Raw genomic sequence first — 13,347 nt, 5'->3', positions numbered from 1 at the left:
GACAATCACGCGATGTCTGCCCTATAAAACGTGACATTGTATTTACATAAAAAGTAAACCACTGAGATTAAAGCTGATAGCACTATTTCTTCTTTTTACTTATCGATGATCTACGCGTTTATCCTGGGTAAAATACCTGTTAATCAGGTCATTCTGAGCTGTTATCGTAGGAAGGAGCGGAAAACAATAATGTTCACTGAATTTTTTCTCAAAAACGCATTTAATCTGGCGATACTTTTCAGTTGCGGCATGGCGTTGCTGGTCGTGAGATTTTGGCTCAGCCGTAACGTACAGTGGAAGAAAGGATTCACGTTCCATGCGGCACAGTTTTTTATTTACGCGATTATTATTGGGACCATCGGGAGCATCCTGAATAATGCTATTGAAGATTATAATTTGCGTTTTATCTCTTCCGGGGTCATTGATTTTATCTGCACCTCGCTCATTGCGCTTATTCTGACGATAAAACTTTTCCTGATTATTAACCAATTTGAAAAAGCACAGGTCAATAAAGGTAGAGATGTCACCAGTACCCGTATTCTGGCACGGGTCATAAAAATAACCATTATTGTCGCGATTGTCTTATTGTATGGCGAACATTTTGGCATGAGTCTGTCCGGTCTGCTGACCTTTGGCGGTATCGGCGGTATCGCTGTTGGTATGGCGGGCAAAGATGTCCTGAGCAATTTTTTCTCCGGTATTATGCTCTATTTCGATCGCCCCTTCAGTATCGGAGACTGGATTCGTTCTCCTGACAGAAATATCGAAGGTACGGTCGCCGAAATCGGCTGGCGAATTACGCGAATTAACACATTCGACCACCGCCCGTTGTACGTGCCTAATTCCGTCTTTTCATCCATTAGCGTTGAGAATCCGGGACGGATGACCAACCGTCGAATAAAAACGGTTATTGGATTACGTTACGAAGATGCCGACAAAATTGGCCTCATTGTTGACGCTATCAGAAACATGTTGCAGGCGCACAGAGATATCGATCAGAAACAGACGCTGTTGGTCTATTTTAATGAATTCGCCGACTCTTCGCTGAATATTATGGTGTATTGCTTTACCAAAACAACAGTATGGCAGGAATGGCTTGCCGTACAGCAGGATGTTTACCTGAAAATTATTGCGATTGTCCAGGAAAACGGCGCTGACTTCGCCTTCCCAAGCCAGACGCTCTATATCGATGACCCGGAGACCGCGCCTGCGACAAAATAAAAGATAGCCGGTGCCCGATAACGCTTATCGGGCACCGAGGCTTCTCTGTCCGGATGACGGGTTGTTAGCGCCTTCCTCACGGTGATCAACGGCTCTTTTCATTCACCGTCATGGTAAATTCAAGCACCTCATTAGTGTCGTTAACGTAGGCATGAGGCATGTCGGTTCTGGCTACAGCGGAGCAGCCCTCCCGAATAATAAAGCGTCTACCGTTGACTGTTAATGTCAGTGTTCCCTGATTAACAAACAGTAATTCACAGGTGTCTGCTGGATGCCCTGCCGATTCAAACTGTTCACCAGGATGCATTATCCATTGCCAGAGTTCCAGCATATCCGGCCCGCTGGTTCCCGCCATCAGTTTTGCGCTGCCGCCTTTCTCGCCGCGCCACAACACCGGAATAGCATCCCGGTCGATAAGATGGACCATCGGCTCGCTGGCGACGTTGACAAAATCCGCCACGGACACTCCCATTGCCGCCGCGATCTTACATAATAGCGCAATGCTTGGATTGGCTTTACAGCCTTCAATTTCCACCAGCATTCCTTTACTGACGCCGGAACGCCGCGCAAGCTCATCCAGCGACATCTTTTTTTGGCTACGAAATTGTTTGATACGTTGGGAAACAGCTTCATTTATCGTGCTGACGTCGGCGCCCGCCGTGGTCGATAAGTTGACTTTTTTGGTCATTGGTCGATATCATAGAAGAAAATAGTCATTACAGGATTATGCGATGTCTTCTATGTTACCGTCAATCAGCCCGGAACTGGCCCGTATCGCTCCCGGCTTTCGTGCATTAAGTATTAATGTTATTGCCGCTCCGGTTCGCGATGCGCAGGTCGGAGAAATCGCGTTAAAAGAGGCCTGTCAGGCCGTAATCAACGGACAATCGGCGTGGGCACAGGCGCATATAGACGCCTGGAATGCAGTGTTTAAAGCATTCGGCGCAAAACCAAAGCGCACCCCCTGCTCGGCTGAAGCGCTACGAAAACGCGTGTTGAAGGATGGAACAATGGCGTCGCTGGACCCGGTTGTTGACCTTTATAACGCCGTGAGCCTGCGCTATGCCGTACCGGTAGGCGGCGAAAATAGCGCGGCTTATTGTGGATCGCCGCGGCTGGTTTTCGCAGACGGAAGTGAAACATTTGATACCCTGAAAGAAGGACAACCCGTCACCGAGTCGCCAGAACCGGGCGAAGTTATCTGGCGCGATGACAGAGGCGTCACCTGTCGGCGCTGGAACTGGCGTCAGGGAGTGCGTACCCGACTAAGCGCTTCAGATAAAGCGATGTGGTTTATCCTTGAAAGCTTGCCGGAAATGCCGGTTGATGAATTGTACGCGGCAGGAAACATGCTGACTGACGGCCTTGAAAAAATGATGCCAGGTTTACGTTTTGAATCCACGTTGATGGGTGTTTGATTGATATTGCGTAACAGGAGAAATACCATGTCGCTGTTTCTGACAAGTTTTATTTTCGAAAAAAAAGAGTACGACGAAGAGTTTTATCAACTGGATGGCTGGATTGAGCGCTATACACAGACTATTGATGGCTATATTGGGATGGAAAGCTATACCGATGCCGCCAGCGGAAGAATGGTTAATAATTATTACTGGCAGACCCGCGAATCAATGGAGCTATTGATAAATAATTTACAGCACCAGCAGGCCAAATCACAAAGTCATAAGTGGCTTTCCGGTTACCAGACGATTATTGCAGAAATTCAGGGGTGCCATAACGTTAACCTGCCCCATCCGCTGGCATCATTTTCAGTTCCTTATGCGTGATGCAATAGTATATGTGTTAAATATGGGGGCACTACAGGAGGATGCCTGCGCCCCTGCATTGCCGATTATTCGGTTCTCTGTGCAGGGACGGTGCTGATATAAGTGATTAGTAAACAGGAAGATGAGTGATATCTCGTGGTACAATAACACGCGTAACCACATTATTTTCATCGCACTCTATCAACGCTCTGGCAAAAATACTGAGCTCATTAATTTTCAGCCCGGAATTATCCAAAAACTGGCGGCAAGCGTAGTCAGAAACAAAGGTTATGCCGGGATGAATATCATGTTCCCGAATAAAACGGGCCTGAGCAAATGGCGTATCCATACTCAGCACATATACCGCCCGGTTTGAGTGGCTACCCGCTGATTTAAGGCGGTTACTATAGTCTTTTACCTGCCATTCACAAACCGGCGTATCCAGTGACGGGACGACAATAATCCGCTTTTTTATCCCCGGGATACAGTAACCCGGTAATAAATTATGGCTCACCAGCCCCTTTGTGCAGGGTAATGGTTCGCCTTCAGCCAGTATACCGGGTTTGAGGGTCAGTTGCGTTTTGCCAAAGGTGACAGCGTGTTCCTGACCCAATGAAATATAATCTTGTGTTGTTGCTGGTGTCATAAAAACCTCTCCTTTTAACGTTTGTATTCTTTTAGCCATAATAATTATTTAGCAATCCGCTAAAAAACCAGGTAAACATCCATAATAAGATGATGGTGATAAAAAGAATTACATTACCCATAATGATTAATATAGTTTTATGGTCTTCCTCTGATGGAAATTGTTTTCGTAAAAGCCTCTGAATATTTAAAAGATATGTCAATACGCTCATTACTATGCCCACGATAGGTTATAACTTGTGTATATTTACCTGGAGCATTTTCTTTCTTAAGAGGACCATAATCCCATAAGCACTCTAAAATTTCACACGCTACAGACTTATTAATGTAAACTTCATTTATAGGATTCCCGTCGATATCCTTAACAATAGTTGTGATGGTGGCACTTTCACCCGGCGATAATACAGACTTATCTATACTCATAACTGTTAAATCTCGACTTGGCGTATTAGATATAGTTTCTGTTTCAATATACTGAAATTCAGATACCGATGGCGCAGGCGTGTACCCTGACGCTGAAGCCATATCCGTTTCATTATAAATTTCTAGTTTAATCTTTGAACCCCGATGTTCCTTTTGGATATTAAATTTATGCTCACATGGCTTTTCACGTTTAAGTATATGCTGAGAGTTATCTTTATTTATCTGATAATACGTACATACTGTAGTAAAAGTTTCCGCAGACTGATAGTTATTATCCGGATCTCTGATGCCTACATTTCTGGCATACCTCTCAATAGTCATTCCCGGAAAAGGTGTATACTTTTCAATAGAAAAGTCAAGTCCATTAAACTTCAATTCGTAGCCATCGCGAGGTGTTCCAGGCCTGTGCCCAACGCTCGGCGCCGTAGGAGGAGAAAACATCCCGACGGTTGCCGCGGAAGTTGTCGACGAATCCGCCAAGACGCTTATCGGCGCAGCCGCCAGAAGCAGGCTATAGATAATAAGATTATGTTTCGACATACACACTGTTGATCCTTTTTAAAACATTAATTCGCATCAGATGCTGCGGTAGAACTCTTGGCATTTTCTTTATCAGAAATAATTCTGACGCGGATATATTTATTCTGTAGCGATTCCCCATTAAGGCTATAAGGGATAAGCCAGGTGGCCTTTGTCGCCCCCGGTACGGATTGCCAGGATTTCATTTCATCCGAGATTTCCCACTGATAATTAAACGCATCAGTACAGTCCGTGTTATTTACACAAAGCGTTCTGGCTCGCATTTCTGTTCCGACGACTGGCGCAGTAACGCTTCCGTTGGCTTCTTCAGTACCCGGCGTAAAAAGCACCTCCACAGAAGTGACCTTCTGCGCAATGCTGTCTGGCTGCGCTTGCAGCAGTACGGTCCCCTTCACCGGATGTTTATCGTCTGGTCCGCTTGCTTCAATATGTAATTTGAGCGAGCGGGTATCATCGCCGATATGGGTCACCAGAACCCGTTCAACCCAATGGCCGTCACGCTCTGTGCCACCGAGCGCTTTAAATGCCAGACCCGGCATATCTGATTGATACTTAATATGACGTGGTTTGAGCGACGCCCACTCCTCTTCAGAGCGCTCGCGCACGTAGTGCCACTCAATAACCTTCCCCTCTTCGCCGGCAGGAAGCGGCGTACTGATAACAAAGTTGCCGTCCTCAACCTGAACATCGTCATTGATAACATTTATCCATGAACGGAAACTGGTCTCATCCTGTGTCACCCTTACCGGGATACGCTCGGAGGTCACGCGAGTACCCCGGCTGTCAGTCACCGTTAAATAAAGGCTATACTCCTGACCGTCGGTCACCGTCAGCGGAAGTTGTGGAAGGATAAGGCCGCTGCCCAAACTCCCCTGAAGCTGGAGTCCGGCGAGAAGTTCCGCATCACCCGACCACTCAACCTTCTCAATCGGGTAACGGCTATCTACCGTCGCCATTAATGTCACCAGCGTCCCGGACAGGCCTGAAACCGGCATTGCCGTAATGCGGATTTTACTGGCCTGCTCCCGATACGCCATGACGATATCGTAATTACGATCGACAAAGGCACGCCGATTAGTCGTATTTGACGGCGCACCAACGTTGCGGTAATCAAGCTGTTCATGTAACGGCGTACCGAAGGAATAGTTGACTCTCAGACCGCCCTCTGCCTGCGAGCCGCCGTTACCGGCGTCCCGATATCCTGCTCTGACCTCAAGCAAGGGGACAGGATTCCAGACCAGATCCGCACCTGCGGCGCGGGGATTCCGGCTTAATGTACCGTTACCCAATAGATCAACTTTATCCCCGTAATACTGTTCATATGTGAGCTCGCCACTGAACCAGGGAAAATCGGGAAGCGTGCCTTTTGTTCGCAGATCAAAGCCATATGCCGGACGCTCATCATGTAATTCATGCGCTGCTGACGTTTTCCAGCCGGTGAGAGGGAAATAATAGTTGCCGGAAAAGGCCAGACTGTCTTTATAAACTTCCCCGCCAATGCCGCCACGTAAGTGGGAATAACGGATGTCGGCATCCAGAAACGTATTGACGCCGAGCAGCCATCCATTGACCTCCTGGCGGTAACCCATACCAACGTTAACATAGGTGCGGCCATCGAAACTGCTGTTGTCGTGGTCGCGAAAGCCAAGCTGACCAAAGAGTAAAGACGATGTTGTTTCCTGGACGGGAATAAACATATCGAACTCTGATGAGCGATATTTCGCGCCATCTTCAAGATTGACGCCACCACGGAAAATAATCTCCGGAAAAGCGCTCTTTATCCCCTCGTTCACCAGATGATTAGCGGCCTGCCCTGGTAACGCCTTTATTTTTCCTTTGGCATAATCCTCCAGCGTCCCCTCCTGCAGATGCGGAGAAATAGACGATGCCGTCCCCGCAATCCACGACTGAATTTCATTATCGCTATCAGCAATGACCGGCAGTGGAATCTGACTGGTAACAATGGCCCAGGTTATATATTTAGTAATGGGTTTTTTAGAAAAAACCACTTTATTGTCTCCTGCTATATCCCCCTGCCTGGCAGAGGGAGTATTTAAATAAGATGTTTATTTGGCGATAACCATCAGCGACGGATAGCGCGTTTATTCTCCGGCGTGGCTTTCGTCGTTTTAGGCGTAACGTGGACACGGAACAGTTTATTCTGCTCAGTTCCCTTAATAATATATTTATGCTTTTCAGCGTTGGTATTATTCAGATCGGTGAACTTATCTGGTGTCCCGGCATCCGCCATCTGCCAGGTAAAGTTATAATTACTGACCTCACACTCAGCCGCCGCTGTGGCGGCACATTCCAGTACCGCTTCAAGGGTGCCGCCTACCACTGGAGTGTTGGCGTCATTGGTACCGTTGAGTTCATCAGTCGGTTTACCACTTTCATTCACCACATTGATAGTGACAGAACGTAGCTTATTAGAAATTGTACCGTCTGCGGCGGAGTCGCCGCTCACCCCAGAAGATGCAGAAGTTAATAAGACAGTGGCAGGCAAGAATGCACTATCCGGCGTCCCCGTTGCCGTCTTAATCCGGTAAACGATTTTAATTTTTTTACCGCCTGCATCAGCAGGAATGGTAAAAGCCGTCCCGGTTGCCGCCGGGGTTCCAGAAGGATCGGCGGCCTCATTATCCACCAGATACCATTTAATATCGTCGGCATTATTCATTTTATCCAGCGATAAGGGATCCCCATCCTCATCCCTAATAAAAACATCCGCTATCTGGAGGGTTGAACCGGTCGTCAGTTCCCCAGACACTTCTATTTTTTTTGCATTAGTAGTTGCCACAGGACGGTGACCAACAGAAGCAGGTGTAGCAGAAGAAGCCATATCATTGGCTCTGGTATTCGCCACCGTCTCTACTGAGACCACGGATGCACAAATTGCTAACGCTAATAAAGATCTTTTGAAGTACAAAACAATTCCCTTTTATTAAATCATTAGAAATAATTATGAGATTTATAATCTCACGAGCTAAAAATTCAGGGTTATTCAATCATTTTAACCGCCTGTGAAATTATGCCCTTCGCCATGCCAATTACTTAGCTTTACTGGCAAAAGCCGATCTCCAAGTGTAAAGTTTATTCAGAAACGTCAAGCAATTTAAATCTTTCTTGTTTTGCCAGAAAAGCTAACAACCCCCCACCAGTTTAATAACACAGTATGTCAAACACCTTAAATTTTTATATTTTCGGCTTCAATAGAGAGGAATGATGATGAAAAAAGCCATAATAATCTCAGTATTAGAGCAAATAGAAAAAAATCTTGAAGAGAGGATTGATATTGAAAAGCTGGTTGTTATAACAGGTTATTCGCGAAGGAGTTTGCAGGATTTTTTTAAAGAAAAGTGTGGCGTCTCAATCGGAAAATATATCAGACAACGCAAGTTGAGCAGAAGCGCCACTCTGCTAAAGCTGACCTCTCAGTCGGTCACAGATATCGCGTTCAGAATGGGGTTTGATTCAGTGCAGTCCTATAGTCGAGAGTTCAAAAAAACATTTGGCGTCAATCCCAATAACTATCGCAAGGCTGATTTCTGGGATCTCAGAAACCTACGGCTTCCCTACTGGCTTGACTGTGATGAGCATTATCAGTTCGAAATTTGTCAGCTTACGTCAAAAGAAATTTTCGGATTTCAAACGTCTCATCAGATCGCAACAAATGACCTTCCTAAAAAAGCGTCGCCTATAAAATGGAAAATCATTCATGAGACGCTCAGAACGTGGGGCGAAAATGTGTATTGTCTCTCGTCTTTTAAGCCGGATAATACCAAAGACCAGGTCATCGCCGTAAGCAGTTTTTTTGGTATGGAACATAATTCCGTCGATGGAGGCAAAATACCCATGTCGAGGGTAATAAAATGTGGTAAATATGCAAAATTCCATTTCGTTGGTCATAAAGAACAATATCAACAATTTACCAATACAATATATATGTGTATATTGCCAAAACTGAATCTTATCAGGAGAGAAGGAGAAGATATTGAATACTTCCATTTGGCATCCGTCCAAAAGCAACAGAGTAATGAATCCATTGTCGATCTTTATTATTACATCCCTGTACTGTAATGACTTCGTACCATCCACGCATTTCATCTGAAAAGCCTTCTCTTTTCAGAGCGGTAATAAAACCCTCAGTATTGATTCTGATAAAATAAGTGACTATTAATATAGTTAATGTTTTGAAAGAATTGAAAAAAAATAACTTGCGTGCACGCGACACCGGGGACAGATTTCTGACAGTACTGTACGGTGTAGTGATCAGGTAATATTGGCTACAGTTTACGGTAAAAGCAAAGTCCATACTTTAACTATTAATGGGAGTATGCTGGCCGGGCGGCTTGCGGGGCCTTCATGCTCCCACATCTATAATGTTGGTATGATTACATTCTCTCTATACTTTACTGTGCTAACCTTTTATCTCGTTGAGATAACGTTTAATTAAAATGCTCTCTTTTTGATGTACATTATAAGAGGAGACATTATTCATATTTTCGAAATCAGGGCAGACGATATGTATACAACCATCAGAAACACAACGCTAGCAATGGTAGCGTGTTTTTCGTATATCGCACATGCCAGTACCCACCCTCCTCTTATTATCACCAGGGGAGCCGGAGGAGACGCCTCCGGAGCCACAGTCATTCATGATAATTGGCGGCATGGCACTCCTGACCTGGTCAATCTTACCGATATCCCCATAGATAAAATCAGACCAGAAAAATACCGTTGCGTACTGATTATTGGGCAAGGAGCTATAAAAGAGATGCTTCTTGCGAACAATGCCTCAGCAATACTTTCCGGAAAAACTGTTGGTCTTTACACTCATCTGATCGATCAGAACACGCTCAGATTACTTCGGCAATTGCAGAACAAAGTGAGATTCAATCTCTTTTTTACCCGCTCACAGATAACTCTACTAAAACTAAGGAACATTTCAGAATATAATTTTTTGAGTTCTAAAGTAAATAATGTCTGGGGACAAGACTCACTAGCAATTGAAACAGTGGCACCTGACAGGGGTAATATACCGGAAAAAACGCTTCCCCTCAAAACAACAGATTATGTGATCTGGCTGGGTGGAAACTATACTACCTCCTCTGGTACGCAGCGTATCTTCACAAACGATCAGATTGTTGTAGCCCTGAAACCACTACATAATGTTATTTCATCAAATGCATCGATTGCTATTATGCTTTCACCACGTTTTTTTGATAATAGCATGAGTAAAGAAGCAAAAGTTAAACGACTGAAGGCAGTGCTTAACACCTTTTCGCGAAACAGGGTCACATTTTATATGAGTAAGGAGATGCTTGCTAATCTGAAAGAATTTGATTTGCCTGTTCAACTATCCCCTCCTTACGCAGAGCTGATGCGAATGCCCTGGGCCAGCGCTACCCAGCATTTTGCCTCTGTGGATCAATATAACCTCTTTGCTGATCTCATACCTAAAGTCACGCCGTTTCTTCTTGAACCGAATGATGCCGATCAAGCTCTCTATGCGACGGATTATCTTAATACCCGGCGTGTAAGTCTGACCCAAAATATTCTTAACCACGGTTGTGACTAAATAAAACGCGCAGAATCCGGGATAGTTAGCAATCCAAAACAGACCGTTAGCCATGAGTACTGTTTATCTTCACTATACAGGGAACAACCAAATAACTGACAACACAAATCAAGCCGATACCCGGAATTCGGCTATACAGGCGCTCTATTCAATTCAGGCCCAGAAACCGTCCGGTACCCATACTGGACACGGCCTCCCAACTGCTTTAGCGCATTACCAGTCCAGCTTCGATGCGCCTTCTGTTGTCTGCACTATTTCACTGGTTTTAATAACGCGATGATAACCATAAACATCAGCGTATTTCGTCATTCCGGTTGCGGAGTCAACCTCCGGCTTACCCTGCGTTTCAATAATCTCTCCCGTCCGGGTCGTCATGGTATAGGTCGTTGTACATCCGGCTAGCATCAACACTGATAAGCTAAGTACCGTAATAAGACTACACTTTTGCATTTCTTGTTTCCCTGACACCTCTATTTTTGATGTACTTTACCGAATACCGCAACGGCAAGATGGATGATTAGGGCTATTGCTCCCTGTTTGTCCGTATCTGACTGGCTCAGGTTTTTTGATGCGCTGCGTTAATCCGGCAGTAATCGCTCCAGCACATCCCCAGCCAGAAGCACGCTCTCCTGAAGACGCTCCAGGCTATACCCCGCTCGCGCCTTGGCGGAAAGCCCCGCCATTAGCGTCCCCATAAAGTCCGTCGTCCGGTCAGCCTCTTGCGGATACCGCATGGCGACATAAGTGCGAATCAGGTTTTCAGCAGCGATGTAAAACTCGCAGGCGGCCTCTCGTGCCGGTTTATCGTTACAATGAGCGCCCTCCAGAACCAGACATCCAGTGGCATCAGGATCGGCAGCGTAACGTCTTGCCGCTTCCATCAGCACATCGATAAGGCACTTCGCGGTCGGGCGATCGTGACGCAGAAGCGCCCCGAGCGGAATCGCGTCGGTCATCCTGTAACGCTTTAATACGCGAGTATACAGCCCCAGCTTGCTGCCAAACGCCGCATAGAAACTGGGAGGATTGATCCCGAACGCTTTTGTCAGATCCGCTACGCTCACCGCGTCGTATCCGCGCGAATGAAATAAGTGTTGAGCGGTTTCAATGGCTTGCTCCGGATCGAACTGGCGAGGGCGACCCGGCGTTCGGCTATGTTTTGTAGTCATTACTACATAACTCCTTGACGGCATGATTTCATTACGCATATTGTAGTGGCTACTACAATATCATAAAGGACATCCTGATGATGCTATTTCGCAACAAATCTGTACTGGTTTTAGGGGGAAGTCGTGGTATCGGCGCGGCTATTGTACGACGCTTTAGCGCTGACGGCGCATCGGTCGTTTTCAGCTACGCCGGATCGCGTGAAGCCGCCGAAAAACTGGCAGCGGAAACCGGAAGCACCGCCATCCAGACGGATAGCGCCGATCGGGATGCCGTCATCAGCCTCGTGCGTGAGTACGGACCACTGGATATTCTGGTCGTCAATGCGGGCGTGGCTCTCTTCGGCGATGCGCTGGAACAAGATAGCGATGCGATAGATCGTTTGTTCCGTATTAATATCCATGCGCCTTACCATGCGTCAGTCGAAGCAGCCCGCAACATGCCGGAAGGTGGACGCATTATTATTATCGGTTCCGTGAATGGCGATCGGATGCCCGTACCGGGAATGGCCGCGTACGCCGCCAGTAAATCAGCCCTGCAAGGGCTGGCGCGCGGCCTGGCCCGTGATTTTGGCCCCCGCGGGATTACGATAAATGTGGTGCAGCCAGGCCCCATTGATACCGACATCAATCCGGAAGATGGCCCCATGAAAGAGCTGATGCACAGTTTCATGGCAATCAAACGACACGGAAGACCTGAAGAAGTGGCTGGAATGGTGGCATGGCTTGCCGGCCCGGAAGCCTCTTTCGTCACCGGCGCGATGCACACCATCGATGGTGCCTTCGGCGCCTGACGGCCAGGCGAATATCACACGGTTGCCGTCTACGCTCCGGCAACCGTGTTAGAAGCTGTTCATGCGAGAAAACATCCGCAAGCGCCGGGATCAATCGTAGATTTTAACGCCAAGACAACCGCGAACAAATTCAGGATTAAAATGCTTCACCGCTTCGCCAACGTAGCCTAAATCAAGGGCGTTGATTTGAGCCATTTCATTATCCGTTAGTGAGAAATCCCAGATGGCAAAGTTCTCTTCAATGCGTTCCTGTCGAGTGGATTTAGGAATAACCGTGACGCCACGCTGCACGTTCCAACGCAGGACAACCTGCGCGATGGTTTTTTGATGGGCATCGGCAATCCTTTGAAGCATGACATTTTCATACGGTTTATGTCTCCCGCCGCCTAACGGCGCCCACGCTTCAGGCTGAACGTTATAATGCTTCATGGTTTCCAGCGCGGCGGGTTGTGCAAAGTATGGATGCAATTCGACCTGGTTTACCATTGGCGTAATTCTGACGGTTTCACAGAAGTTGGCTAACACATGCGCATAGAAGTTGGACACGCCAATGGCTTTTAGTTTACCGGCTTCATAAGCGTCTTCCAGCGCGCGCCACGCACTAAAATAATCGCCCATTGCCTGATGCAATAAATAGAGATCAAAATAATCTAACCCGGATTTTTTCAGCGACGCTTCAATACCTGCTTTGGCCAGATCGTAGTTAGCCATATCTTGCACCCACAGTTTAGAAGTAATAAATAACTCCTCACGGGTACACAGACCTGTCGCGATAGCTTTACGAACAGCGTCACCAACGGCATCTTCATTGCCGTATACCGCAGCGGTATCGATAAGACGATAACCGCTGCGAATAGCGCTTAACACTGACTGCTGACATTCTTCTTTGTCGGTTACCTTAAAAACGCCAAAACCCACCATAGGCATTTTAAGGTTGTTACTTAATATTGAATATTCCACGCTAAAGCACCCTTTCGTCGTAAAGACGCCATGATAAGAGCAAAATACAGGTACAATGAGTATTGTTAAATCCGATTATATTTATACAAAAAGTTCATTAATAACAGTTGTACAGATTTTTTATTGCATCCAAACGTTCCGTGCTTGCTATATCCTCGCCGTGTAGCACCTGTTTGATAATGCCTTTTACTTATGCGTCAAAAACCAGTACCGTCATTTTGACCGTCTGTGAAAAAGTTTTCTGAACAGGCAAT

14 protein-coding genes are annotated in these 13,347 nt (G+C 46.4%); 6 read left to right on the top strand and 8 right to left on the bottom strand.

All coding sequences use genetic code 11. The features are described 5' to 3' along the window. Positions 1-189: 189 nt before the first annotated feature. On the top strand, positions 190-1,221 hold the full coding sequence (locus N7E69_RS19915; protein ID WP_000493666.1) for a mechanosensitive ion channel family protein: 1,032 nt from the start codon (positions 190-192) through the stop codon (positions 1,219-1,221). 85 nt (positions 1,222-1,306) lie between these two features. Here N7E69_RS19915 and N7E69_RS19910 read toward each other — a convergent pair whose 3' ends face one another. After that, the gene (locus tag N7E69_RS19910) at positions 1,307-1,909 is read right to left on the bottom strand and encodes a helix-turn-helix domain-containing protein (RefSeq protein WP_000163368.1); all 603 of its coding nucleotides are present in this window, start codon (positions 1,907-1,909) and stop codon (positions 1,307-1,309) included. A gap of 43 nt (positions 1,910-1,952) precedes the next feature. Between N7E69_RS19910 and N7E69_RS19905 the strand changes: the two genes are divergently transcribed. Continuing rightward, entirely contained in the window at positions 1,953-2,639 is a 687-nt protein-coding gene (locus N7E69_RS19905; protein WP_000097269.1) for a B3/4 domain-containing protein, read from the top strand. A gap of 27 nt (positions 2,640-2,666) precedes the next feature. Next, positions 2,667-3,005: an antibiotic biosynthesis monooxygenase family protein gene (locus N7E69_RS19900; RefSeq protein WP_000051816.1), complete on the top strand. Its 339-nt coding sequence runs from the start codon at positions 2,667-2,669 to the stop codon at positions 3,003-3,005. Positions 3,006-3,111: 106 nt separating this feature from the next. Here N7E69_RS19900 and N7E69_RS19895 read toward each other — a convergent pair whose 3' ends face one another. The 4 genes from N7E69_RS19895 to zirU form a co-directional block, all read right to left on the bottom strand. Next, the gene (locus N7E69_RS19895) at positions 3,112-3,669 is read right to left on the bottom strand and encodes a redoxin family protein (RefSeq protein ID WP_001119109.1); all 558 of its coding nucleotides are present in this window, start codon (positions 3,667-3,669) and stop codon (positions 3,112-3,114) included. A 98-nt stretch (positions 3,670-3,767) separates the two neighbouring features. Then, positions 3,768-4,592: a two-partner-like secretion system exoprotein ZirS gene (zirS, locus tag N7E69_RS19890; RefSeq protein WP_000033766.1), complete on the bottom strand. Its 825-nt coding sequence runs from the start codon at positions 4,590-4,592 to the stop codon at positions 3,768-3,770. Positions 4,593-4,618: 26 nt separating this feature from the next. Next, positions 4,619-6,601, bottom strand: a complete 1,983-nt coding sequence (gene zirT, locus N7E69_RS19885; RefSeq protein ID WP_000232034.1) for a two-partner secretion translocator ZirT — start codon at positions 6,599-6,601, stop codon at positions 4,619-4,621. Positions 6,602-6,675: 74 nt separating this feature from the next. After that, positions 6,676-7,521 (bottom strand): two-partner-like secretion system exoprotein ZirU, encoded by an 846-nt coding sequence (gene zirU, locus N7E69_RS19880; protein WP_000273691.1) that lies wholly within the window; start codon positions 7,519-7,521, stop codon positions 6,676-6,678. Between the two features lie 293 nt (positions 7,522-7,814). Here zirU and N7E69_RS19875 point away from each other — a divergent pair, with 293 nt between their 5' ends. Both N7E69_RS19875 and N7E69_RS19870 read left to right on the top strand, forming a co-directional pair. After that, a complete protein-coding gene (locus N7E69_RS19875) occupies positions 7,815-8,672 on the top strand; it encodes a GyrI-like domain-containing protein (protein ID WP_001574283.1) in 858 nt (285 codons plus the stop codon). A gap of 391 nt (positions 8,673-9,063) precedes the next feature. Then, positions 9,064-10,173, top strand: coding sequence for a hypothetical protein (locus N7E69_RS19870; RefSeq protein ID WP_000275516.1), 1,110 nt, complete (start codon positions 9,064-9,066; stop codon positions 10,171-10,173). 213 nt (positions 10,174-10,386) lie between these two features. On the opposite strand, the gene N7E69_RS19865 is transcribed toward N7E69_RS19870, so the two are convergent. Continuing rightward, positions 10,387-10,623, bottom strand: coding sequence for a YgdI/YgdR family lipoprotein (locus N7E69_RS19865; RefSeq protein ID WP_001168014.1), 237 nt, complete (start codon positions 10,621-10,623; stop codon positions 10,387-10,389). 128 nt (positions 10,624-10,751) lie between these two features. Further along, positions 10,752-11,342 carry a TetR/AcrR family transcriptional regulator gene (locus N7E69_RS19860; protein WP_000208474.1) on the bottom strand — a complete coding sequence of 197 codons (591 nt, stop codon included), beginning with the start codon at positions 11,340-11,342 and terminating at the stop codon, positions 10,752-10,754. Between the two features lie 77 nt (positions 11,343-11,419). Here N7E69_RS19860 and bdcA point away from each other — a divergent pair, with 77 nt between their 5' ends. Continuing rightward, positions 11,420-12,133, top strand: coding sequence for an SDR family oxidoreductase (gene bdcA / locus N7E69_RS19855; RefSeq protein WP_000979084.1), 714 nt, complete (start codon positions 11,420-11,422; stop codon positions 12,131-12,133). Between the two features lie 90 nt (positions 12,134-12,223). Here the strand turns inward: bdcA and N7E69_RS19850 are convergent, their stop codons facing one another. Further along, positions 12,224-13,093 (bottom strand): aldo/keto reductase, encoded by an 870-nt coding sequence (locus N7E69_RS19850; protein WP_000456781.1) that lies wholly within the window; start codon positions 13,091-13,093, stop codon positions 12,224-12,226. Positions 13,094-13,347 lie beyond the last annotated feature (254 nt).

The organism is Salmonella sp. 3C (assembly GCF_025426275.1).
Lineage (GTDB): Bacteria > Pseudomonadota > Gammaproteobacteria > Enterobacterales > Enterobacteriaceae > Salmonella > Salmonella enterica.
The sequence above is the reverse complement of the archived record's forward strand: the minus strand, read 5'-3'. Positions and strand labels throughout refer to the sequence as shown.